The organism is Pedococcus sp. P2_E2 (assembly GCF_056403955.1).
Window position 1 is genome coordinate 92,120 of record NZ_JBFUEM010000006.1, and the last position, 20,131, is coordinate 112,250.

The 20,131-nt window shown below is 70.2% G+C and carries 17 protein-coding genes and 1 riboswitch; of the genes, 10 read left to right on the top strand and 7 right to left on the bottom strand.

Annotation, left to right across the window (positions count from 1 at the left end; all coding sequences use genetic code 11):
- Positions 1-79 precede the first annotated feature (79 nt).
- Together rpsO and AC1DWR_RS13675 are read left to right on the top strand one after the other, a co-directional pair.
- The gene (gene rpsO / locus AC1DWR_RS13670) at positions 80-349 is read left to right on the top strand and encodes a 30S ribosomal protein S15 (RefSeq protein WP_140737145.1); all 270 of its coding nucleotides are present in this window, start codon (positions 80-82) and stop codon (positions 347-349) included.
- A 131-nt stretch (positions 350-480) separates the two neighbouring features.
- Positions 481-2,898 (top strand): polyribonucleotide nucleotidyltransferase, encoded by a 2,418-nt coding sequence (locus tag AC1DWR_RS13675; protein WP_477612484.1) that lies wholly within the window; start codon positions 481-483, stop codon positions 2,896-2,898.
- Between the two features lie 100 nt (positions 2,899-2,998).
- Here the strand turns inward: AC1DWR_RS13675 and AC1DWR_RS13680 are convergent, their stop codons facing one another.
- The gene (locus tag AC1DWR_RS13680; protein WP_477612485.1) at positions 2,999-3,703 is read right to left on the bottom strand and encodes a helix-turn-helix transcriptional regulator; all 705 of its coding nucleotides are present in this window, start codon (positions 3,701-3,703) and stop codon (positions 2,999-3,001) included.
- Between the two features lie 135 nt (positions 3,704-3,838).
- On the opposite strand from AC1DWR_RS13680, the gene AC1DWR_RS13685 reads away from it, so the two are divergent.
- The 5 genes from AC1DWR_RS13685 to AC1DWR_RS13705 all read left to right on the top strand — a co-directional run bounded on the left by AC1DWR_RS13685 (position 3,839) and on the right by AC1DWR_RS13705 (position 9,391).
- Positions 3,839-5,068, top strand: coding sequence for an NAD(P)/FAD-dependent oxidoreductase (locus AC1DWR_RS13685; protein ID WP_477612486.1), 1,230 nt, complete (start codon positions 3,839-3,841; stop codon positions 5,066-5,068).
- A 200-nt stretch (positions 5,069-5,268) separates the two neighbouring features.
- On the top strand, positions 5,269-7,812 hold the full coding sequence (locus AC1DWR_RS13690; protein WP_477612487.1) for an ExeM/NucH family extracellular endonuclease: 2,544 nt from the start codon (positions 5,269-5,271) through the stop codon (positions 7,810-7,812).
- Positions 7,813-7,898: 86 nt separating this feature from the next.
- Entirely contained in the window at positions 7,899-8,651 is a 753-nt protein-coding gene (gene dapB / locus AC1DWR_RS13695) for a 4-hydroxy-tetrahydrodipicolinate reductase (protein WP_477612488.1), read from the top strand.
- A complete protein-coding gene (locus AC1DWR_RS13700; RefSeq protein ID WP_477612489.1) occupies positions 8,652-8,999 on the top strand; it encodes a hypothetical protein in 348 nt (115 codons plus the stop codon).
- A 23-nt stretch (positions 9,000-9,022) separates the two neighbouring features.
- The gene (locus tag AC1DWR_RS13705) at positions 9,023-9,391 is read left to right on the top strand and encodes a VOC family protein (protein ID WP_477612490.1); all 369 of its coding nucleotides are present in this window, start codon (positions 9,023-9,025) and stop codon (positions 9,389-9,391) included.
- Positions 9,392-9,400: 9 nt separating this feature from the next.
- On the opposite strand, the gene AC1DWR_RS13710 is transcribed toward AC1DWR_RS13705, so the two are convergent.
- The 5 genes from AC1DWR_RS13710 to AC1DWR_RS13730 are packed head-to-tail and all read right to left on the bottom strand — an operon-like array spanning position 9,401 to position 12,483.
- Positions 9,401-9,715 (bottom strand): AzlD domain-containing protein, encoded by a 315-nt coding sequence (locus AC1DWR_RS13710; protein WP_477612491.1) that lies wholly within the window; start codon positions 9,713-9,715, stop codon positions 9,401-9,403.
- On the bottom strand, positions 9,712-10,518 hold the full coding sequence (locus AC1DWR_RS13715; protein ID WP_477612492.1) for an AzlC family ABC transporter permease: 807 nt from the start codon (positions 10,516-10,518) through the stop codon (positions 9,712-9,714). Before AC1DWR_RS13715 ends, AC1DWR_RS13710 begins: the two co-directional genes overlap by 4 nt.
- Positions 10,515-11,111: an N-acetyltransferase family protein gene (locus AC1DWR_RS13720; RefSeq protein WP_477612493.1), complete on the bottom strand. Its 597-nt coding sequence runs from the start codon at positions 11,109-11,111 to the stop codon at positions 10,515-10,517. Before AC1DWR_RS13720 ends, AC1DWR_RS13715 begins: the two co-directional genes overlap by 4 nt.
- A 34-nt stretch (positions 11,112-11,145) precedes the next feature.
- Positions 11,146-11,613, bottom strand: a complete 468-nt coding sequence (locus AC1DWR_RS13725) for a dihydrofolate reductase (protein WP_477612494.1) — start codon at positions 11,611-11,613, stop codon at positions 11,146-11,148.
- A gap of 60 nt (positions 11,614-11,673) precedes the next feature.
- Positions 11,674-12,483 (bottom strand): thymidylate synthase, encoded by an 810-nt coding sequence (locus tag AC1DWR_RS13730; protein ID WP_477612495.1) that lies wholly within the window; start codon positions 12,481-12,483, stop codon positions 11,674-11,676.
- Positions 12,484-12,677: 194 nt separating this feature from the next.
- On the opposite strand from AC1DWR_RS13730, the gene dapA reads away from it, so the two are divergent.
- Entirely contained in the window at positions 12,678-13,568 is an 891-nt protein-coding gene (dapA, locus tag AC1DWR_RS13735; RefSeq protein WP_477612496.1) for a 4-hydroxy-tetrahydrodipicolinate synthase, read from the top strand.
- Complete coding sequence (locus AC1DWR_RS13740) at positions 13,565-15,250, top strand: ribonuclease J (RefSeq protein WP_477612497.1); 1,686 nt, start codon at positions 13,565-13,567, stop codon at positions 15,248-15,250. Before dapA ends, AC1DWR_RS13740 begins: the two co-directional genes overlap by 4 nt.
- A gap of 124 nt (positions 15,251-15,374) precedes the next feature.
- Here the strand turns inward: AC1DWR_RS13740 and AC1DWR_RS13745 are convergent, their stop codons facing one another.
- Positions 15,375-16,784 (bottom strand): aminotransferase class V-fold PLP-dependent enzyme, encoded by a 1,410-nt coding sequence (locus tag AC1DWR_RS13745; protein WP_477612498.1) that lies wholly within the window; start codon positions 16,782-16,784, stop codon positions 15,375-15,377.
- A gap of 40 nt (positions 16,785-16,824) precedes the next feature.
- A riboswitch (SAM riboswitch) is annotated at positions 16,825-16,937 on the bottom strand.
- Between the two features lie 390 nt (positions 16,938-17,327).
- On the opposite strand from AC1DWR_RS13745, the gene AC1DWR_RS13750 reads away from it, so the two are divergent.
- Positions 17,328-20,066 carry an FtsK/SpoIIIE family DNA translocase gene (locus AC1DWR_RS13750; RefSeq protein ID WP_477612499.1) on the top strand — a complete coding sequence of 913 codons (2,739 nt, stop codon included), beginning with the start codon at positions 17,328-17,330 and terminating at the stop codon, positions 20,064-20,066.
- Positions 20,067-20,131 lie beyond the last annotated feature (65 nt).

The following is a 20,131-nucleotide window of genomic DNA, read 5'->3' on the forward strand; positions in this document are numbered from 1 at the left end:
CGGCCGCGGATCCAGAGAGCCCAGGTGAACCAGCCCTGGCGCACCGCGCAACGATCACACAAAGGAGCAGTGCCGACTCATGCCGTTGAGCCTCGACGTCAAGAAGAAGATCATGTCCGAGTACGCCACGCACGAGGGCGACACCGGTTCCCCCGAGGTTCAGGTGGCGATGCTGACGCAGCGCATCCTCGACCTCACCGAGCACTCGCGCCAGCACAAGCACGACCACCACAGCCGCCGCGGCCTGCTCCTCCTGGTCGGCCAGCGTCGCCGGCTCCTGCGCTACCTCGAGAGCGTCGACGTCGAGCGTTACCGCTCGCTGATCAAGCGCCTCGGTCTGCGCCGCTAAGCATTCGACAGGGACGGTCCTCCATGAGGGCCGTCCCTCTCGCATGGGGCCGGCACTGATGCCGCCCAGCACGACAGAAACCAGTGCACAACGACGATGCACCGGGACTACAGATAAAAAAGGAGGGCCCAATGGAGGGTCCAGAGATCCACTTCGCCGAAGCGACCATCGACAATGGTTCGTTCGGCACCCGCACGGTCCGGTTCGAGACCGGACGCCTGGCCAAGCAGGCCGGTGGCGCAGTTGCCGCCTACCTGGATGAGGACACGATGCTCCTCTCCACCACCACCGCCGGGAAGCACCCCCGCGAAGGTTTCGACTTCTTCCCCCTGACGGTCGACGTCGAGGAGCGGATGTATGCCGCGGGCAAGATCCCCGGCTCGTTCTTCCGCCGCGAGGGTCGCCCGTCCACCGACGCGATCCTCACCTGCCGGCTGATCGACCGCCCCCTGCGCCCGACCTTCACCAAGGGTCTGCGCAACGAGGTCCAGGTCGTCATCACGGTGCTCGCGCTCAACCCCGACCACCAGTACGACGTGCTCGCCATCAACGCGGCCAGCGCCTCCACGCAGATCTCGGGTCTGCCGTTCTCCGGTCCGATCGGTGGCGTCCGCGTCTCCCTGATCGACGGCCAGTGGGTTGCCTTCCCCAACTTCTCGGACATCGAGCGCTCGACCTTCGACATGGTCGTCGCCGGCCGCATCGCGGGCGATGACGTCGCGATCATGATGGTCGAGGCCGAGTCCACCGAGTCGACCTGGAACCTCGTCAAGAACGAGGGCAAGCAGGCTCCGACCGAAGAGGTCGTCGCCGAGGGCCTCGAGGCCTCGAAGAAGTTCATCAAGGTCCTGTGCGAGGCCCAGGCCGACCTGGCGAGCAAGGCCGCCAAGCCGGTCCAGGAGTTCCCGATCTTCCTCGACTACGAGGGCGACGCGTATGCCGCCGTCGAGGCTGCGACCTCGGACGACCTGGCGCAGGCGCTCACCATCGCCGGCAAGCAGGAGCGCGAGGACCGCATCGATGAGCTCAAGGACTCCATGAAGGAGAAGCTCGCCGGTGAGTTCGAGGGCCGCGAGAAGGAGCTGTCCGCGGCCTACAAGTCCGTGCAGAAGAAGCTGATCCGTCAGCGCATCCTGCGCGACAAGGTCCGCATCGACGGCCGTGGCCTCGCCGACATCCGCGCCCTGGGCGCCGAGGTCGAGGTGCTGCCGCGCGTGCACGGCTCGGCCATCTTCGAGCGTGGCGAGACCCAGATCATGGGCGTCACCACGCTGAACATGCTCCGCATGGAGCAGCAGCTCGACACCTTGTCGCCGGTGACGCGCAAGCGCTACATGCACAACTACAACTTCCCGCCCTACTCCACCGGTGAGACCGGTCGGGTGGGTTCGCCGAAGCGTCGCGAGATCGGTCACGGAGCGCTCGCCGAGCGTGCCCTGATGCCAGTGCTGCCGACCCGCGAGGAGTTCCCCTACGCGATCCGCCAGGTGTCCGAGGCTCTCGGCTCCAACGGCTCGACGTCGATGGGCTCGGTCTGCGCGTCCACCCTGTCGATGCTCAACGCCGGTGTGCCGCTGCGCGCCCCGGTCGCCGGCATCGCGATGGGCCTCATCTCCGAGGAGGTCGACGGTGAGACGCAGTACGCCGCGCTGACCGACATCCTCGGTGCGGAGGACGCCTTCGGTGACATGGACTTCAAGGTCGCCGGAACCCGCGAGTTCGTCACGGCCATCCAGCTCGACACCAAGCTCGACGGCATCCCCGCCTCGGTGCTCGGCGGCGCGCTGACCCAGGCTCGCGACGCGCGCCTGCACATCCTCGACGTCATGAACGAGGCGATCGACGCACCCGACGAGATGAGCCCCTTCGCTCCTCGCGTCATCTCGGTGCAGGTCCCGATCGACAAGATCGGCGAGGTCATCGGGCCGAAGGGCAAGATGATCAACCAGATCCAGGACGAGACCGGCGCGCAGATCTCGATCGAGGACGACGGCACGATCTACATCGGTGCGACCGACGGCCCCTCGGCCGAGGCCGCCCGGGCGCAGATCAACGCCATCGCGAACCCGCAGATGCCGGAGATCGGCGAGCGCTTCCTGGGCACCGTGGTCAAGACCACGACCTTCGGTGCGTTCATCTCCCTGCTGCCGGGCAAGGACGGCCTGCTGCACATCTCCGAGGTGCGCAAGCTCGTCGGTGGCAAGCGGATCGAAGCCGTCGAGGACGTCCTGGCCGTGGGCCAGAAGGTCCAGGTCGAGCTCAAGGAGATCGACCCGCGCGGCAAGCTGTCGCTGGCGGCGGTGCTCGCGGAGGGCGAGGGCGGCGACGCTCCCGCCGCCGAGGGTGACGCGCCTGAGGCCAGCAGCACCGAGGGCGACGCCCCCGAGGCCGAGGCCGGCGAGTCCACCGACGACCGTGGCGAGCGTCGTGAGGGTGGTCGCAGTCGCAACCGCCGTCGTGGCGGCCGTGGCGAGCGCGGTGGCGAGGACCGTGGCGGCGACGCGCCCGAGAGCGCGGCTCCGGCCACCTCGGAGGACGCGGCCGGCTGAGCCGACGCACACCAGCCTGACGAGCGGGCCGGCACACCTCAGGGTGTGTCGGCCCGTTGGCTTTGCCCCCGGTGGGCGAGGAGGCGATGCGCCACGCGCGTCAGGGCACCTGGCGGGCGCGCACGCAGCAGAGGTCTGCGGCAGGTTCGAGGCGGGTCTGCACGTGTCGGCACCCGAGGGCTTCGACGGCGCCGGTGACCAGGGCGAGGTTGATCCCGCAGACGAGGTCGGTGTGGTCCCGCGCGAGCCGGTCGAACGGACAGTTGGCCAGCTCGAGCTCACGCTCGTCGTCCGTGGGAGAGGGCTCGTAGCCGTGCCGGGCGAGCAGCTCTGACACGGCGCGCAGCTCAGCGCGCGGGCCGCGTGGGAGCGGGCTGCCCGCTGCCAGGGCTCGACCCGCGTCAGTGGCCGCGTCGTCGATCGCCCGGTCGAGCGACACCCGGTCGCGCCCGACCCGCTCGACGGCATCGGCGAGGACCGCGGCGGCCAGGTCGTAGTGCCGAGCCGGGAGCGACACCGACACCTCGGCACGGGCGCGCCGGTAGAGCTTGGACGGCCGGCCGGCGCCGGGGCCCGCTCGACCACTCAGGCGGCGGAACTCGACCTCCAGCAGGCCCTCGTCGACGAGCCGGTCGAGGTGGAACTTCACGGAGTGCAGTGGCAGCCCCACGGCCTCGGCCGCCTGCTCACGACTGACCGCCGTGCGTTGCCGCGACACGTGGTCGTACAACGCCCGTCGTGACGGCTCCGCGAGGGCGCCCACGGACCCGATGCTGTCGTGCACGTCGTGCGCTTCCGGCGACATCAGGCTCCTCGAGCGACTCGTTGACTAACGGGGACGCCGCTCCTAAAGTCAATCTAACACTGTTTTAGAAAGTACAGCAGGTAGTCGGGTAGTCCAGCAGACAGCCGAGCAGAGAGCCGAGCCAGAGGATGACGCATGACTGACGACCGGACCTTCGTCGTGATCGGTGGCGGGCTGGCGGGCGCCAAGACCGCCGAGGCCCTGCGAGGGCGGGGCTTCGAAGGGCGGGTGGTGCTCTTCGCGGGCGAGCCGCACCTGCCCTATGAGCGACCGCCGCTGTCGAAGGACTACCTCAAGACGGGGGAGAAGCTCGAGGACGTGTTCGTCCACGACGAGGACTGGTATGCCGGTCACGACATCGACGTGCGCACCGGCACCACGGTGGCCAGCATCGACCGCGACGACCACGAGGTGGTGGCCGACACAGGTGAGCGCACGGCATACGACCGCGTGGTGCTGGCGACCGGGTGCGCTCCGCGACGGCTCACCATCCCCGGTGCCGACCTCGACGGGGTGTACTCGCTGCGCACCATCGAGGACAGCCAGGCGATCCGTGCGGTGCTCGTGCCGGGACGGCGGATCGTGTTCATCGGTGGCGGCTGGATCGGACTGGAGGTGGCGGCTGCGGCGCGCGAGGCCGGTGCCGACGTCACGGTGCTGGAGGCGCTCGACCTGCCCCTGGTGCGGGTGCTCGGCCCGACGATCGCCGAGGTGTTCGCGGACCTGCACCGAGCGCACGGGGTGGACCTGCGTACCGGGGTCACCGTCGAGGCCGTGGAGGGCGAGTCTGCCGTGACGGGGGTGCGGCTCGCGGACGGTTCGGTCGTGCCGGCGGACGCCGTCGTCGTGGGGATCGGGGCAACGCCCAACGTCGCGCTCGCGCAGGCTGCGGACCTGGACGTCGACAACGGCGTGACGGCGGACGCGGTGGGGCGCACGAGCGACGCGGACATCTTCGCGGTGGGTGACGTCGCGAACGTCGAGCACCCGTTCCTCGGGCAGCGGATTCGCGTCGAGCACTGGGCCAACGCCCTCAACCAGCCCTCGCTGGTGGCAGCGGCCATGCTCGACCAGGAGGGGCCGGAGGCGGAGCTGCCCTACTTCTACACCGACCAGTACGACCTCGGGATGGAGTACCACGGTCTCGGGAGCCCGGACGACGAGGTCGTCGTGCGCGGCGACCTGTCGGCGCGGGAGTTCGTGGCCTTCTGGCTGCGCGACGGGCGGGTGACCGCCGGGATGAACGTCAACGTGTGGGACGTCGGTGATGCGGTGAAGGGCCTGATCCGGTCGAAGGCCGTCGTCGCGCCTGACCGGCTGGCAGACCCTGGGGTCCCGCTGGACGAGCTGGGCGCGAAACCCTGACCTGACCTTTACCTTCCGGACCTGTCCCAGCCGTTTCGCATTCGCCGTCGGCGTGGTGTGATGCTCCATCGGCCCGGACCACCGTCCCAGGGCTGTCAATCCTGAGTTCGTGGAGGACTGCTGTGCGCGTACCCCGCAAGCACGTGTTGGGAGCGGTGGGCGCCATAGCCCTCACCGCTGGAGTTGTTGCCGTCGCCCCGATGAGTGCGCTGGCAGCGCCCTCGGTCGGTGCGCCGGTAGTGATCAACGAGGTCTACGGAGGCGGCGGCAACACCGGCGCGACGTACCGGAACGACTTCATCGAGCTGGTCAACACCAGCGCGTCCACGGTCAACCTCAACGGCTGGTCGGTGCAGTACGCCGGCTCGACCGGGGTCTCGTGGCAGGTCACCGGGCTCGCCGGGTTCCTGCCGGCGGGCGGCAGCTACGTCGTCCGGGAGGCTGCTGGGACCGGCGGCTCCACCGAGGTCCCCTTCGACGCTTCGGGAACCATCGCCATGGCCGGCGGCGCAGGCAAGGTGGCGCTGGTCAACAACGTCACAGCGCTCGGCGGGACGGCCAACCCCTGCACCGCCAAGTCCGGCACCAACCCGTGCTCGGCCCAGCCCTCGGTCGTCGACTTCGTCGGCTTCGGCACGGCGAACGACTACGCGGGCACCGGACCGACGGCCGCGCCCAGCAACACGGTGTCGGTGAGCCGCAAGGCCGGTCCGCAGAACACCGCCGACAATGCTGCCGACTTCGTGGCCGGGGCGCCGAGCCCGACGGCCTGCGGCACCACCTGCACCACCCCGCCCGCCCCGGCCGAGAAGACGATCGCCGAGATCCAGGGCACGGGTCCGAGCACCCAGCTGTCTGGGCAGACGGTGACCACCAAGGGCGTCGTCACGGCGGCCTACCCCACGGGTGGGTTCCACGGCTTCTACCTCCAGACCCAGGGGACCGGTCCCGAGCCGAGCTCCTCGGGCGCCTCGGACGGCCTCTTCGTCTTCCAGACGGGTGGCTCCGGCAGCCCCCTCGACCCCGACGTCGAGGTCGGCAACTACATCCAGGTGACCGGTGCCGTCAGCGAGTTCCGCAGCTCGTCCTCCGACCCGGGGACCCTGACCGAGATCACCGCGTCGGCCTCGAACATCAGCGACGCCGGCGATGAGTTCAGCCCTGTCCAGGCGCTGACCGTGCCGTGGCCGACCACCGATGCAGGGCGTGAGTCGATCGAGGGAATGCTCTTCCAGCCCCTCGGCGACTACACCGTCACCAACACCTTCGGCACCAACCAGTTCGGCGAGGTCGGCCTGGCCGTGGGTGACCACCCGCTGCTGCAGAACACCGAGGTGGGCGCCCCCGGCAGCCCCGAGGCCGCCGCCGTGGTGGCCGACAACGCCAGGCGTGCGGTCACCCTCGACGACGGTGCCTCCAGCAACTTCACGGCGAGCAGCTTCAGCCCGGCGACGTGCGCCGGCCGCCCGATCCCGTGCCTGCTCAACGGCGACCTGACGCCTGCGTACGTCTCGAACACCAAGCCGGTCAGGGTCGGCGAGGCGGCCACCTTCAGCGCTCCTGTCGTCGTGGACTACCGGTTCAACCTGTGGCGCTTCCAGCCGACGGCCCAGGTGGTCGGGCCCGACAACGCGACGTCGCCGGTGGCGTTCGAGAACACCCGAACGGCTGCGCCCGACACTGCCGACATCAACCAGCTCGGCACACCCGACCTCAAGGTCGCGTCGTTCAACGTCCTCAACTACTTCACCGATCTCGGTGACGCCGACCCGACCTGCGTGGCGTTCTACGACCGCGACGACAACGGCGACACGGTCCGCGGCGTCGACGGCAGCCCCTGCACCCGCCGTGGTGCCTGGGATGCGGCTGACCTCGCGCGCCAGACCGAGAAGGAGGTGTCGGCGATCACCGCCCTCGACGCCGACGTCGTCGGGCTGATGGAGATCGAGAACTCCGCACGTTTCGGTCACGACCGTGACGCTGCCCTGGCAGCGCTGGTCGCCGCGCTGAACGAGAAGGCGGGAGCGGGCACCTGGGCCTTCGTCCCGTCCTCGACCGACCTGCCCTCACCGGACGAGCAGGACTTCATCACCAGCGCCATCATCTACAAGGCGGCCAACGTCATGCGCGTCGACCGGTCGCGCGCCCTGGGCGACCAGAGCCAGGACGGCCAGGCCTTCGGCAATGCCCGTGAGCCGATCGCCCAGACGTTCAGGAAGAAGACCGGCAAGGGCGACAAGTTCCTCTTCGTCGTCAACCACTTCAAGTCCAAGGGTTCGGCTGGTCCGTTCCCGGGTGACGCTGACAGCGGTGACGGCCAGGGTGCGTCGGTCACCAGCCGCATCCTGCAGGCGCAGGCCCTGCGCGACTGGGTGCCCGGCGTCGCGGCCGAGTACGGCGCCAAGGGGATCGTCATGGCGGGTGACTACAACTCCTACACCATGGAGGACCCGCTGGACGTCCTCTACAAGGCCGGCTACACCGACGTGGGCAGCCGCTTCGACCCGAACAGCTACTCGTACTCCTTCAGCGGGCTCTCCGGTTCGCTGGACCACATCCTCGTCAACGACTTCGCGCTGCGGATGTCGACCGGGGCCGACCACTGGAACATCAACTCCGGTGAGTCGGTGGCCATGGAGTACAGCCGGTACAACTACCACTCGACCGACTTCCACGACCCGGGCCCGTACCGGTCGTCCGACCACGACCCGGTGGTCCTCGGCCTCACGGCCTTCGTGAAGTAGTCGAACCAGCGCCGCGAGCGACGGGTCCGGTCTCCCGAGTGGGGGACCGGGCCCGTCGTCGTGGACGGGTGGTTACGCTGACCACCGTGAGTGACACGATCAAGGTGGCCGTGATCGGTGCGGCAGGACGCATGGGCGGCCAGGTGTGCCGGGCGGTCACCGACGCGCCCGACCTGGAGCTGGTGGGGCGGTTCGACCAGGGCGACGACCTCGGCGACCTCGGCGGTGCCGGTGTCGTCGTGGAGTTCTCGGTCCCGTCCGCTTCCCCGGCGAACGTGGCGCACTGCGTCGACCGCGGCGTGCACGTCGTCGTGGGCACGACGGGATGGGACGAGGGGCGCCTCGCGACGGTGCGCGACCAGCTCGCCCAGCACCCGTCAGTGGGCGTGCTCATCGCCCCGAACTTCGCGATCGGCGCCATCTTGATGATGCGCTTCGCCCAGCAGGCCGCGCGTTTCTACGAGTCGGTCGAGGTCATCGAGCTGCACCACCCCGACAAGGTCGATGCGCCGTCGGGCACCGCAGCCCGCACGGCCGGCCTCATCGCCGCGGCCCGCGCCGACGCCGGCCTCGGTGCAGTCCCGGACGCCACCACCCAGGACCCCGACGGGGCACGCGGAGGGCGGGTCGACGGCATACCGGTGCACTCGATCCGACTGCGCGGGCTGGTCGCCCACCAGGAGGTGCTGCTCGGTGCTGAGGGCGAGCTGCTGACCCTGCGCCACGACTCGTTCGACCGGACCTCCTTCATGCCCGGTGTCCTCGCGGGGGTGCGGGAGGTCGGCGCCCACCCCGGGCTGACCGTCGGGCTGGAGCACTACCTCGGCCTGGACGCCTGAGTGCGCGAGAAGGTCACCGCTGTCGTCCTGCTCGTGGTGCTGGGCTTCTACTCCGCGACGATCGGCTGGCGAGGGGTCGAGCTGGTCCGGGACGGGCGTCCGGTCGCTGTGCTGTTCGGCGTCGCGGTGATCCTCATCCCCGTGGTCGCCCTGCTGGCGATGGTGCCGCTGGTCAGGCTCGCCCGCGACGGATCGCGGATGATGACCCAAGCCCGGGAGTCCGGCGCGCACGGCGCGTGGGCTGACGAGCTCCACCAGGCCGAGGCCTGCCGGGTCGCCCGGGATCGCAAGGGCGAGCAGGCGCACTACCGCGCCGCCGTCAGGGCCTGGCGGACCTCGCGTCCCTGACGCACCCGGCATACCGTGGTGGCATGCACCGTTCGCGCATCGGCATCGTCCTCATCGACCACCCGGGCGAGCACTACGACGCGGGCCTCGCCTTCTGGGCCGGTGCCCAGGGTGTGCGTCCGGTCGAGGACGGTCCCTATGCCAGCGTCGGCGAGATCGGGTCGCTGAACCTCGAGGTCCAGCGATTGGAGGACGGACCGCCGCGCGTCCACCTGGACATCGAGACGGACAACGTCCGCGCCGAGGTCGCGCGACTGACGGCGTTGGGCGCGACCACCGTGGACGACCGGGAACGCTACGTGATCATGGCCGATCCGGGTGGGGTGATCTTCTGTGTGGTCGGGATCCAGACCGGCGACCGGTTCCTCGAGGATGCGCGGGAGTGGCCCTGACCGCTGCGGTCAGGGCAGACCGAGCAGCCTCAGCCCAGCCGCGACCGCGGCGGCCAGCACCACCACGACGATGAAGGGCGCCCGCAGCAGCAGCGCCAGCATGGCGACACCGACGGCGGCAGCGCGGGAGTCGAGGGTGATCGCGCCCGAGCTCGAGGTCAACGTCTGCACGCCGACGAGGGCGGCCAACAAGGCGATGGGCAACGCCGAGGTGATCCGTGTCGTGCGTTCGCCCTCGAGCCACGACGTCGGCACGACGTAGCCGAGGTACTTGAGCAGGAAGGCCAGCCCGCACGCGATGAGCAGCGCGGTCCACGTGCTCATGGCGTGCCCCCCGGCCTCGCGGCCCCCGGCCTCGCGCCCCCCGGCCTGGCGGTCCCCGGCCCGGAGTTGCCAGTCCGCGGCGACACCTCGTCGGGCCACTGGTGCGGCGGCGGTGGGTCGTGGTGGGCGCGTCGCCACACGCCCGCCAGGAGTGCGGTGCAGGCGGCGACCAGGACGGGGACACCGGCGGGAGCATGCGGCGCGACGAGCACGGCGATCAGTGCGGCCAGCACTGCGATGGCGACGGCATCCCTCGACTTCAGCCGCGGCCACAGCAGGGCGCAGAAGGCTGCGGCCGCGGCGGCGTCGAGTCCATAGCGGCGGGGGTCGCCCATGGCATCGCCCACGAGCGAGCCGACCAGCGTCGTCGCGTTCCAGAGCACGAAGACCCCTGCGCCCGTCACCCAGAAGCCGAGTCGCGCGGCGACCGTCTCGGGCTGCGCGACACTGACCGCTGTCGACTCGTCGATCGTCAACTGGGCTGCGAAGACCTTCCGGAGTCCCCGGACGTCCAGCATCCGCGCGACCTGCAGCCCGTACAGGCCGTTGCGGACGCCGAGGAGCGTGGAGGTGGCGATGGCGGCGGGCCCCCCGGCCGCCCCGGCGGCCATGACCCCCACGAACGCGAACTGCGAACCCCCCGAGAACAGCAGCAGCGACAGCACCTGCGTCTGGAGGATCGACAGACCCGCAGCCACCGACAGGGCGCCGAAGCTGACGCCGTAGGTTCCTGTTGCCACCGCTACCGACAGGGCTTGGCGCACGACCTGGGAACGTCGCTCCGGGGTCAGGGTCGAGCTCACGGGCCCGGAGGTTCCGGCGTGATGTCGGCGACCAGGCGGACCTCGCGCGCGGTCCCACCGTCGGGAGAGACCACCCGGTCGCGGAACGCGCCGTCCGGGTTCAGCCCTGCATCGAGGAGGAACGCCCGAGTGGCTTCGTCGCCGGCCAGCACCCAGGTGTGCAACCGGTCGGCGCCGGCGCCGCGCAGGGTGTCGACGGCCGCGTTCAGCAGCCGTGACCCGTGGCCGACCCGACGCGCCTGCGGGTGGACCGCGAGCGCAGACAGCTCACCGGTGCCCGGGGACGCATCGGGGTCCTGGCTCGGGCCGATGGCCGCGAACCCCACGACCTGGTCGCCCGCACAGGCCGCGAGCAGCCGGTAGACCCCTGGGGGAGGCGCGGCAAGGGACTGGCGCCAGACGGCCGCGAAGGCTTGTGGCTCGAAGGTCTCCAGCACCTCCGCCGGCAGCACCGCGGCATACGCCTCGCGCCACACGGTGGCCTGGACGAGCCCGACGGCGGGGGTGTCGGTCTCGCGCGCCACCCTGACGCTGGCGTCGGCGAGTGGTCCGGGGGAGGAGGTGTGACCGACGTGGTCGTGCTGGTGAGCCATGGCCTGCATCCTGCCATCGGTGTTTCGAACCTCGTCAGGCGCGCTCGTACGTCACCCAGCTGAAGCCGTCGCGCCGCTCGCGCCGGACCTCGTGCCAGTGGCTCGCGTCGATGTCGGGAAAGCGCACATCACCCTGGGGCGACTGGTCCACCTCGGTGATCAGCAACCGGTGCGCCCACGGCATCGCCTCGGTGTAGACCTGCCCACCGCCGCAGACGAACACCTCGGCCGCGGGACCGGCCAGCGACAACGCCTCGCTGAGCGAGTGGGCCGTCTCCACGTCGGGGTGGCTCCAGTCGGGCTGGCGGGTCACGACGATGGTCCGGCGACCCGGCAGCACCCGGCCGATCGAGTCGAAGGTCTTGCGTCCCATGACCATCGGATGGCCCATGGTCGTCCGCTTGAAGTAGGCGAAGTCCTCGGGCAGGTGCCACGGCATGTCGTTGTCGGCCCCGATGACGCCGTTGCGGCCGACCGCGGCAATGAGCGTCACGTTGGTCATGGGCACAGGGTAGCGACCACGCGGAGGTCACCGCCGGGCCCGCACGGTCCGCGGCCTGACTCAGACCGCGATGGGCGCCTTGATCGAGGGGTGCGCCTGGTAGCCGACCAGCTCGAAGTCGCCGAGGTCGAACTGGTCGATCTCCTTGCCGGACGCGATCTTCATCTGCGGCAGGGGGAGGGGCTCTCGGGTCAGCTGGAGGGTGGCCTGTTCGACGTGGTTGGAGTACAGGTGGGCGTCGCCGAGGGTGTGCACGAAGTCACCGGGCTCGAGGTCGCAGACCTGCGCCACCATCATGGTGAGCAGCGCGTAGGAGGCGATGTTGAACGGGACGCCGAGGAAGATGTCGGCCGAACGCTGGTAGAGCTGGCAGGAGAGCTTGGGCCGGTGCCCGTCCACCGCGGGGGACACGTAGAACTGGAACATCGTGTGGCACGGCGGGAGCGCCATCGAGTCGACGTCCGCGACGTTCCAGGCCGACACGATGTGCCGACGGCTGTCAGGGTTGGTGCGGATCGACTCGATGACCTTGGCGATCTGGTCGACGTGGCCGCCGTCTGGGGTCGGCCAGGACCGCCACTGGTAGCCGTAGACCGGCCCCAGGTCGCCGTTCTCGTCCGCCCACTCGTCCCAGATGGTGATGCCGCGTTCCTGGAGCCACCGCACGTTGGAGTCGCCGCGCAGGAACCAGAGCAGCTCGCCGATGATCGACTTGAGGTGGAGCTTCTTGGTCGTGAGCACCGGGAAGCCCTCGGACAGGTCGAACCGCATCTGGTAGCCGAACACGGAGCGGGTGCCGGTGCCGGTGCGGTCGGACTTGTCCGTCCCGGTCGTCATGACGTGGTCGAGGAGGTCGAGATACTGCTGCACGGACGCAGCGTAACGCCGGGCGGCGACAGGGCACCGAAGCAGACCAAAACCGCAGCGTATGCCGCGTGGCCGGCACCGCGGCATACCTCGGTGTCGCGTCGATGCCGCCAGCTCGGCGTCACCTTCCCGCCAAATTGCGTCCCGGTCGGTGTCCGCCGCGCGGGGCGTGCTCTGCGGGGCGATAGCCTGCAGGCATGAGCACCTCGTCCCCGTTCGGCCGCGTCCTGACCGCCATGGTCAGCCCGATGAAGCCCGACGGAAGCCTCGACCTCGAGGGCGCCCGCCGACTGGTCGCCCACCTGCTCGACAGCGGCCACGACGGCATCGTCGTCAACGGCACCACCGGTGAGTCCGCCACCCTGAGCGACGACGAGTCCATCGAGATGGTGCGCCTCGTCGCCGAGGCCGTCGACGGTCGCGCGGCGGTCGTCGCCGGGGTCGGCTCCAACGCCACCGCACACAGCGTCGAGATGGCCGGTCGTGCGGCGGAGGCCGGCGCCACCGGGCTCCTGCTCGTCTCGCCCTACTACAACAAGCCGACCCAGCGCGGGCTCGTCGCGCACTGCCACGCGGTGGCCGACGTGACCGACCTGCCGGTCATGCTCTACGACATCCCGGGCCGCACCGGCATCCCGTTCGACACCGCCACGCTCCTCGAGCTCGCCGCCCACGACCGGGTCGTCGCGGTCAAGGACGCCAAGGGCGACGGGTGGGCCTCGACCAAGGTCATGGCCGCGACCGACCTGCTCTACTTCTCCGGCGACGACGCCGCGAACCTGCCCTGGCTCGCCCTCGGTGCCATAGGGGTGGTCAGCGTCGTCGGCCACGTCGCAGGCAAGGACTATGCCGCGATGGTCGCAGCCGTCGACGGCGGCGACCTCGACGGCGCCCGAGACATCCACCGACGGCTGGTCCCCGCCGTCGACGCCATCATGAGCACCTCCCAGGGTGCGATCATGGCCAAGGCCGCGCTCGTCGAGCTCGGCGTCATCGACCACGCGACGGTGCGCTTGCCGCTCGTCGAGTCACCACCGGAGCACCTGGACATCCTGCGCGCCGGTCTCAAGGAGTCTGGCCTGCTGTGAGTCATCCCCACCCCGAGCTGAACCTGCCCCGGCCGCTCGCGAAGAACGGCGTGCGCATCATCGCGCTCGGCGGTCTCGGCGAGGTCGGCCGCAACATGGCGGTCATCGAGCACGACGGCCAGCTGCTCGTCATCGACTGCGGCGTGTTGTTCCCTGAGGACCACCACCCCGGCGTCGACCTGATCCTCCCCGACTTCGAGTACCTCGAGGACCGGCTCGACGACATCCAGGCGATCGTGCTGACCCATGGCCACGAGGACCACATCGGCGCGGTGCCCTACCTGCTCAAGCTGAAGCGCGACATCCCGATCGTGGGTTCGATGCTGACACTGGCGCTCATCGAGGCCAAGCTCAAGGAACACCGGATCACGCCGTACACCCTCGGGGTCAAGGAGGGGATGCGCGAGAAGCTCGGCGTCTTCGACTGCGAGTTCGTGGCGGTCAACCACTCGATCCCCGACGCGCTCGCGGTGTTCGTCCGGACACCCGGCGGCACGATCCTGCACACCGGTGACTTCAAGATGGACCAGCTGCCGCTCGACAACCGGCTCACCGACCTGCGCGCGTTCGCGCGGCTGGGGGAGGAGGGCGTCGACCTGTTCATGACGGACTCGACCAACGCCGAGGTCCCCGGCTTCACGACGCCGGAGAAGGACATCGCGCCGGCCATCGACAAGGTCTTCCGCGACGCGGAGCGCCGGATCATCGTCGCCTGCTTCTCCTCGCACGTGCACCGGGTCCAGCAGGTGCTCAACGCCGCCGAGTCGGCCGGGCGCAAGGTCGCCATGGTGGGCCGGTCGATGGTGCGCAACATGGGGATCGCCGCCGAGCTGGGGTACCTCCACGTGCCCGACGGCGTGCTCGTCGACGTCAAGAAGCTCGACAACTTCCCCGACGACAAGGTCGTCCTGATCTGCACGGGGTCGCAGGGCGAGCCGATGGCGGCCCTGTCGCGGATGGCCAACCGTGACCACCGCATCGACGTGGGAGAGGGCGACACGGTCCTGATGGCCTCGTCGCTCATCCCCGGCAACGAGAACGCCGTCTACCGCATCATCAACGGCCTCATGCGGCTCGGTGTCAACGTCGTGCACAAGGGCAACGCCAAGGTGCACGTCTCCGGCCACGCCAGCGCCGGTGAGCTGCTCTACTGCTACAACATCGTCAAGCCCCGCAACGTGATGCCGGTGCACGGCGAGTGGCGACACCTCGTCGCCAACGCCGAGCTGGCGGTCCAGACCGGTGTGCCGCGCGAACAGGTCGTGCTGGCCGAGGACGGCGTGGTCGTCGACCTCGTCGACGGCGTCGCGCGCATCGTCGGGGCGGTCCCGTGCGGCTACGTCTACGTCGACGGGTCCTCGGTGGGTGAGTTCGACGAGGCGCTGCTCAAGGACCGCCGGATCCTGCGTGACGAGGGGTTCATCTCGGTCATCGTCGTGATCGACTCCGCCACGGGCAAGATCGCCGCGGGGCCGGAGATCCAGGCCCGGGGTTTCGCCGAGGACGACGAGATCTTCAGCCAGGTGCGGCCCAAGATCGAACAGGCGCTCGCCGAGGCCACCGGCAACGGCGTCACCGACTCCCACCAGCTCGAGCAGGTCATGCGCCGGGCGATCGGTGGCTGGGTCGGCGGCAAGATCCGCCGGCGCCCGATGATCATCCCGGTCGTCATCCAGGCCTAGCCTGCGCCTGCTCCACCCGAGAAGGGCGCGCTTCACCCGAGAACCGTTTCCGGGTGAAGCGCACCTTTATCGGGTCACCCGATAAAGGTGCGGCAGGTGGGGCTCGGGTATGCCGCGGGGGCGGCTACCAGGGGCGCGCGAGGTCGAGCGCGCGCGGGTCGCCGACCGGCAACCACCCCTGCGGTCCGTTGACGTAGTCGGCGCGGGGTCCGTGCTCGGCGAGCTCGGCCACGGCTGACAGCAACCGCTCGACGTGCTCAGCGGTCGTGGCCAGCCCGACACTGGCGCGGACGGCGGTCGTGGACCCGACGGCGTGGGGGTCGTCGAGCAGGGCGTCGACGCACAGGTGCGCACAGAACTTGCCGTCCCGGACCCCGATGCCGTGCTCGGCCGACAGGGCCGCGGACACCAGTGACGAGTCGACCCCGTCGATGGTGAAGGTCGCCACGGCAACGCGCTCGTGGTCCGGGCTGAAGAGGGAGTAGGTCTGCACGCCGTCGATGGCGGCCAGACCGTCGAGCAGACGCTGGCCCAGCGTGCGCTCGTGCTCCTCCACCGCGTCCGCGTGCGCCCGCAGGGCATGGCACGCGGCAGCGAGGGCGATCGCGCCGATGACGTTGGGACTGCCGCCCTCGTGGCGTGCGGCCCCCTTCTGCCACACGACTGCGCGCTCGGTCACGGACTTGGTGGCGCCGCCGCCGGCGAGGTAGGGCGCCGCAGCGTCCAGCCAGTCCGCCCGGCCTGCCAGGACTCCCGTGCCGAACGGTGCGTACAGCTTGTGGCCGGACAGCACGGCGTAGTCGACACCGAGGTCGTCCAGGTCCACGCGGCGGTGGGGGGCGTACTGCGCGGCGTCGAGGACCACCCTCGCGCCCGCCTGGCGGGCGATCGCCGCCAGCTCGCGGACCGGCCAGATCTCTCCCGTGACGTTGGAGGCGCCGGCGAGCACGACCAACCGGTGGCGGCCGGGGTGGTCGCGAAGCGCAGTCCGCAGGAGCGCCCTCGCGTCGCTGATGCTGCCGGGGACCGGAAGCCGGTGGGTGCGCTGGTGGGGCCACGGCAGAAGCGCGGCGTGGTGCTCGGACTCGAAGACGAAGACCTGCGTGTGGCGCGGCAGACATCGCGCCAGGAGATTGAACGAGTCGGTGCTGTTGCGGGTGAAGACGACCTCGTCGCCCTCGCGTGCCCCGACGAACGACCGCACCTCGGCCCGCGCCTGCTCGTACCAGGACGAGGTCACCCGGGAGGCCCAGCCATTGCCGCGGTGGACCGAGGAGTAGGTGCGCACCGCCGTGTCGACGGCCTTCTTGACGCTGACCAGCGCCGGCGTGGACGCCGCGTGGTCGAAGTTGGCGTAGTCCACGGCCCCGTCCAGCGTCGGCACGAGCAGCGACTCCGACACGACCGCGGGCAGCGGGCCGACCTCGCCCAGTGACCGGGCATCGGGAACAGGGCGGAGGTGGCTCTGGGTGCGGGCGTGCGCGAGGGGGGCGCTGCGACGGAAGGCTGGTGGCGGGGTGCTCGCGATCGACATGGGTAGAGCTCCTGGTCCGGGTGGGACCCGAGAGCTCCCGAGTCCGCGCTTGCCGGCTGCGGGTGCAGTCGGCCCGGTCGTCACCCGGAGCACCCCACCGCGGAGGAGGGTTGCTGGTCAGCAAGCCGGGGCTGTGCGCTGACACTCATGACCTGTCGTCGAGGGTAGCGGCACGGGTCAAGCGGGATCCAGCACGTGGGCGTGGGTTCCCGCGATCTGAGATGGCGGAAGTCCGTGACCGCCAGGTGGCCGGAGGCAGGGCCGAGCGATCTGGCGGGGCGGGTCGGCATCGCCGTCCCCACGCGACCCTTCCCCCTGTGCGCGCCTGTGCCGACGACCACTGCTGGTCGTCGGCACAGGCCCCGCCAGACGCAAGGCCCAGCGTCCCACCGGGCGTGCGCCCTGGTAAGGGCTACCTGCCCTTCGTACCCGATCGGGGAGGGCAACTCGGCCGTTCGGGCCAGGGCGATCCGGACACATTGCCTGCGGGTGGAACGCGTGTGACGCGTGTGTCCCGTGTGACCTTCGCGTAGCCTGCGGAGCATGGCGACACGTCCGTCCACACCAGCACGATCAAATGCAGGGTCGCGCTCGTCGGGGAGCCGGGGCACCGCAACACGCCCCGCCAACCGCAAGAGCAGCACACCCCGCAAGTCCCCCGCGCGTGGCAAGGCCAGCGGTGGCGGACTGCCGCTGCCCCTGCGCGCGGTCCGCGGCACCTGGATGGGCATGGCACACGTGGCCGGCGGCGCGGTGCGCCGGGTCGGCACCAGCGCCCGTGAGCTCGAGCCCGAGCACCGACGTGACGGGCTCGGCTTCTTCCTCATCGGAGTGTCGATCCTCGTCGCCGCCCGGGAGTGGTGGGCCTTCGAGGGCGCCCTCGGCGACGTCGTGCACGCCGTCGTCGCAGGCACCTTCGGACGCGTCGCCTATGCCGTGCCGCTCGCCCTGCTCTTCCTGGGCATCCGCTTCCTGCGCGCGCCGCAAGAGGACTCGGCCAACTCCCGCCTCGGTGTCGGCCTGGGCGCCCTCGCCTTCGCCGCCTCGGGGTTGGCCCACGTCGCCGCCGACATCCCCACCCCACCCCAGGGCGCCGACGGGATGCGTGACGGTGGCGGCATCATCGGGTTCCTGGCATCCAGCCCGCTCGAGGCCGCGGTGTCGGTCTACGGCACCGTGCCGATCCTGTTGATGCTGGGCTTCTTCGGCCTCCTGGTGATGACCGCGACGCCCGTGCACATGGTCCCCACCCGCCTCGCCGAGCTGCGCGACCACCTCCTCCACCGTGGGACGGTCGACGCCGGGAAGGACCCGCTCGCCGACGCGGTCGAGGACAAGCCCAGGCGTCGTCGCCGCGTGATCGACCCGGAGGGTCCGCTCGAGGGGGACGAGGCGTTCGAGCAGGCCGCTCTCGTGGCACCCGACGGTCGGCGGTTCCGCCCCGGCGAGAAGCGCCCCACCTCGCCCGGCGTTCTGGCCCCTTCGGCGACTGCCGAAACCACCTCGCCCGCCAAGGGCCCGGCCATCGAGGTCAAGGCCGCCCTTGAGGCGCCCCCGACGACCCCGCTGCCACAGCGAGTCGAGCAGCTCGCGCTCGCCGGCGACATCACCTACACGTTGCCCGACAACGCCATCCTTGAGCCGGGTTCCCCGCACAAGACCCGCAGTGCCGCGAACGACCGCGTGGTCGAGTCGCTGAGCCAGGTGCTCGAGCAGTTCGACATCGATGCCCAGGTCACCGGCTTCAGCCGTGGACCGACGGTCACCCGCTACGAGGTCGAGCTCGGCCGTGGCACCAAGGTCGAGCGCGTCACCGCGCTCTCCAAGAACATCGCGTATGCCGTGGCCTCGGCCGACGTCCGCATCCTGTCGCCGATCCCGGGCAAGTCCGCGATCGGCATCGAGATCCCCAACGCCGACCGCGAGAAGGTCAGCCTCGGCGACGTGCTCCGCAGCCAGGCAGCGCGGGGCAACGAGCACCCGATGGTGATGGGCGTCGGCAAGGACGTCGAGGGCGGCTACGTCATCGCCAACCTCGCCAAGATGCCGCACCTGCTCGTCGCGGGCGCCACCGGCGCGGGCAAGTCCAGCTTCGTCAACTCGATGATCACCTCGATCCTCATGCGGGCCACGCCCGACGAGGTGCGCATGGTCCTGGTCGACCCCAAGCGGGTGGAGCTCACGGCATACGAGGGGATCCCGCACCTCATCACGCCGATCATCACGAACCCCAAGAAGGCCGCCGAGGCGCTTGCCTGGGTGGTGCGTGAGATGGACACGCGCTACGACGACCTCGCGCAGTTCGGTTTCAAGCACATCGACGACTTCAACAAGGCGGTCAAGGCGGGCAAGGTCAAGCCGCTGGCGGGCTCGGAGCGGGTCATCCACCCGTACCCGTACCTGCTGGTCATCGTCGACGAGCTCGCCGACCTGATGATGGTCGCGCCCCGGGACGTCGAGGAGTCGATAGTCCGGATCACGCAGCTGGCACGGGCCGCGGGCATCCACCTAGTGCTGGCGACCCAGCGCCCGTCCGTCGACGTCGTCACCGGCCTCATCAAGGCCAACGTGCCGTCGCGGATGGCGTTCGCGACCTCGTCGCTGGCAGACAGCCGGGTCGTGCTCGACCAGCCCGGTGCCGAGAAGCTGATCGGTCAGGGCGATGCGCTGTTCCTGCCGATGGGCTCCTCCAAGACGATGCGCGTCCAGGGTGCGTGGGTCACCGAGTCCGAGATCCAGCAGGTCGTCAAGCACGTGACCGGCCAGCTCAAGCCCAGCTACCGCGACGACGTCACGGTGGTGGCGGCCAAGAAGCAGGTGGACGACGACATCGGCGACGACCTCGAGCTGCTGCTCCAGGCCACCGAGCTCGTCGTGACGACCCAGTTCGGCTCGACGTCGATGCTCCAGCGCAAGCTGCGCGTCGGGTTCGCCAAGGCAGGTCGGCTCATGGACCTGCTCGAGTCCCGCGGGGTGGTGGGTCCGTCCGAGGGTTCCAAGGCGCGCGACGTGCTGATCAAGCTCGACGACCTGCCCATGACCTTGGCGCTCATGCGTGGGGACGAGGTGCCCGAGATGGAGCCGGTGTTCGACGGACAGGCGGCGGATCCTGACGACACGGGTGTCGAGCGGACGGACGAGGTCGCCCTTGCGGGTTCCGGCTACACGCCCGGTTACGCGCCGGACTCACGCTACGACAACGACCCGGTGGCGAGAGGGCTCGCCGGTCGCGAGGAAGTCGAGGAGTCCCTCGACGCCTGGGAGCTCACCGGCAGGGACTGACCAGACCCGAGATGAAGGGCGCGGGATGAAATAGACCCGTGCCCTTCGTCGTTGCGCAGAGGTGA

Coding starts and splice junctions, on each gene's coding strand:
- rpsO (WP_140737145.1), top strand. CDS start 80: ATGCCGTTGAGCCTCGACGTCAAGAAGAAGATCATGTCCGAGTACGCC.
- AC1DWR_RS13675 (WP_477612484.1), top strand. CDS start 481: ATGGAGGGTCCAGAGATCCACTTCGCCGAAGCGACCATCGACAATGGT.
- AC1DWR_RS13680 (WP_477612485.1), bottom strand. CDS start 3,703: ATGTCGCCGGAAGCGCACGACGTGCACGACAGCATCGGGTCCGTGGGC.
- AC1DWR_RS13685 (WP_477612486.1), top strand. CDS start 3,839: ATGACTGACGACCGGACCTTCGTCGTGATCGGTGGCGGGCTGGCGGGC.
- AC1DWR_RS13690 (WP_477612487.1), top strand. CDS start 5,269: ATGAGTGCGCTGGCAGCGCCCTCGGTCGGTGCGCCGGTAGTGATCAAC.
- AC1DWR_RS13705 (WP_477612490.1), top strand. CDS start 9,023: ATGCACCGTTCGCGCATCGGCATCGTCCTCATCGACCACCCGGGCGAG.
- AC1DWR_RS13710 (WP_477612491.1), bottom strand. CDS start 9,715: ATGAGCACGTGGACCGCGCTGCTCATCGCGTGCGGGCTGGCCTTCCTG.
- AC1DWR_RS13720 (WP_477612493.1), bottom strand. CDS start 11,111: ATGGCTCACCAGCACGACCACGTCGGTCACACCTCCTCCCCCGGACCA.
- AC1DWR_RS13725 (WP_477612494.1), bottom strand. CDS start 11,613: ATGACCAACGTGACGCTCATTGCCGCGGTCGGCCGCAACGGCGTCATC.
- dapA (WP_477612496.1), top strand. CDS start 12,678: ATGAGCACCTCGTCCCCGTTCGGCCGCGTCCTGACCGCCATGGTCAGC.
- AC1DWR_RS13745 (WP_477612498.1), bottom strand. CDS start 16,784: ATGTCGATCGCGAGCACCCCGCCACCAGCCTTCCGTCGCAGCGCCCCC.
- AC1DWR_RS13750 (WP_477612499.1), top strand. CDS start 17,328: ATGGCGACACGTCCGTCCACACCAGCACGATCAAATGCAGGGTCGCGC.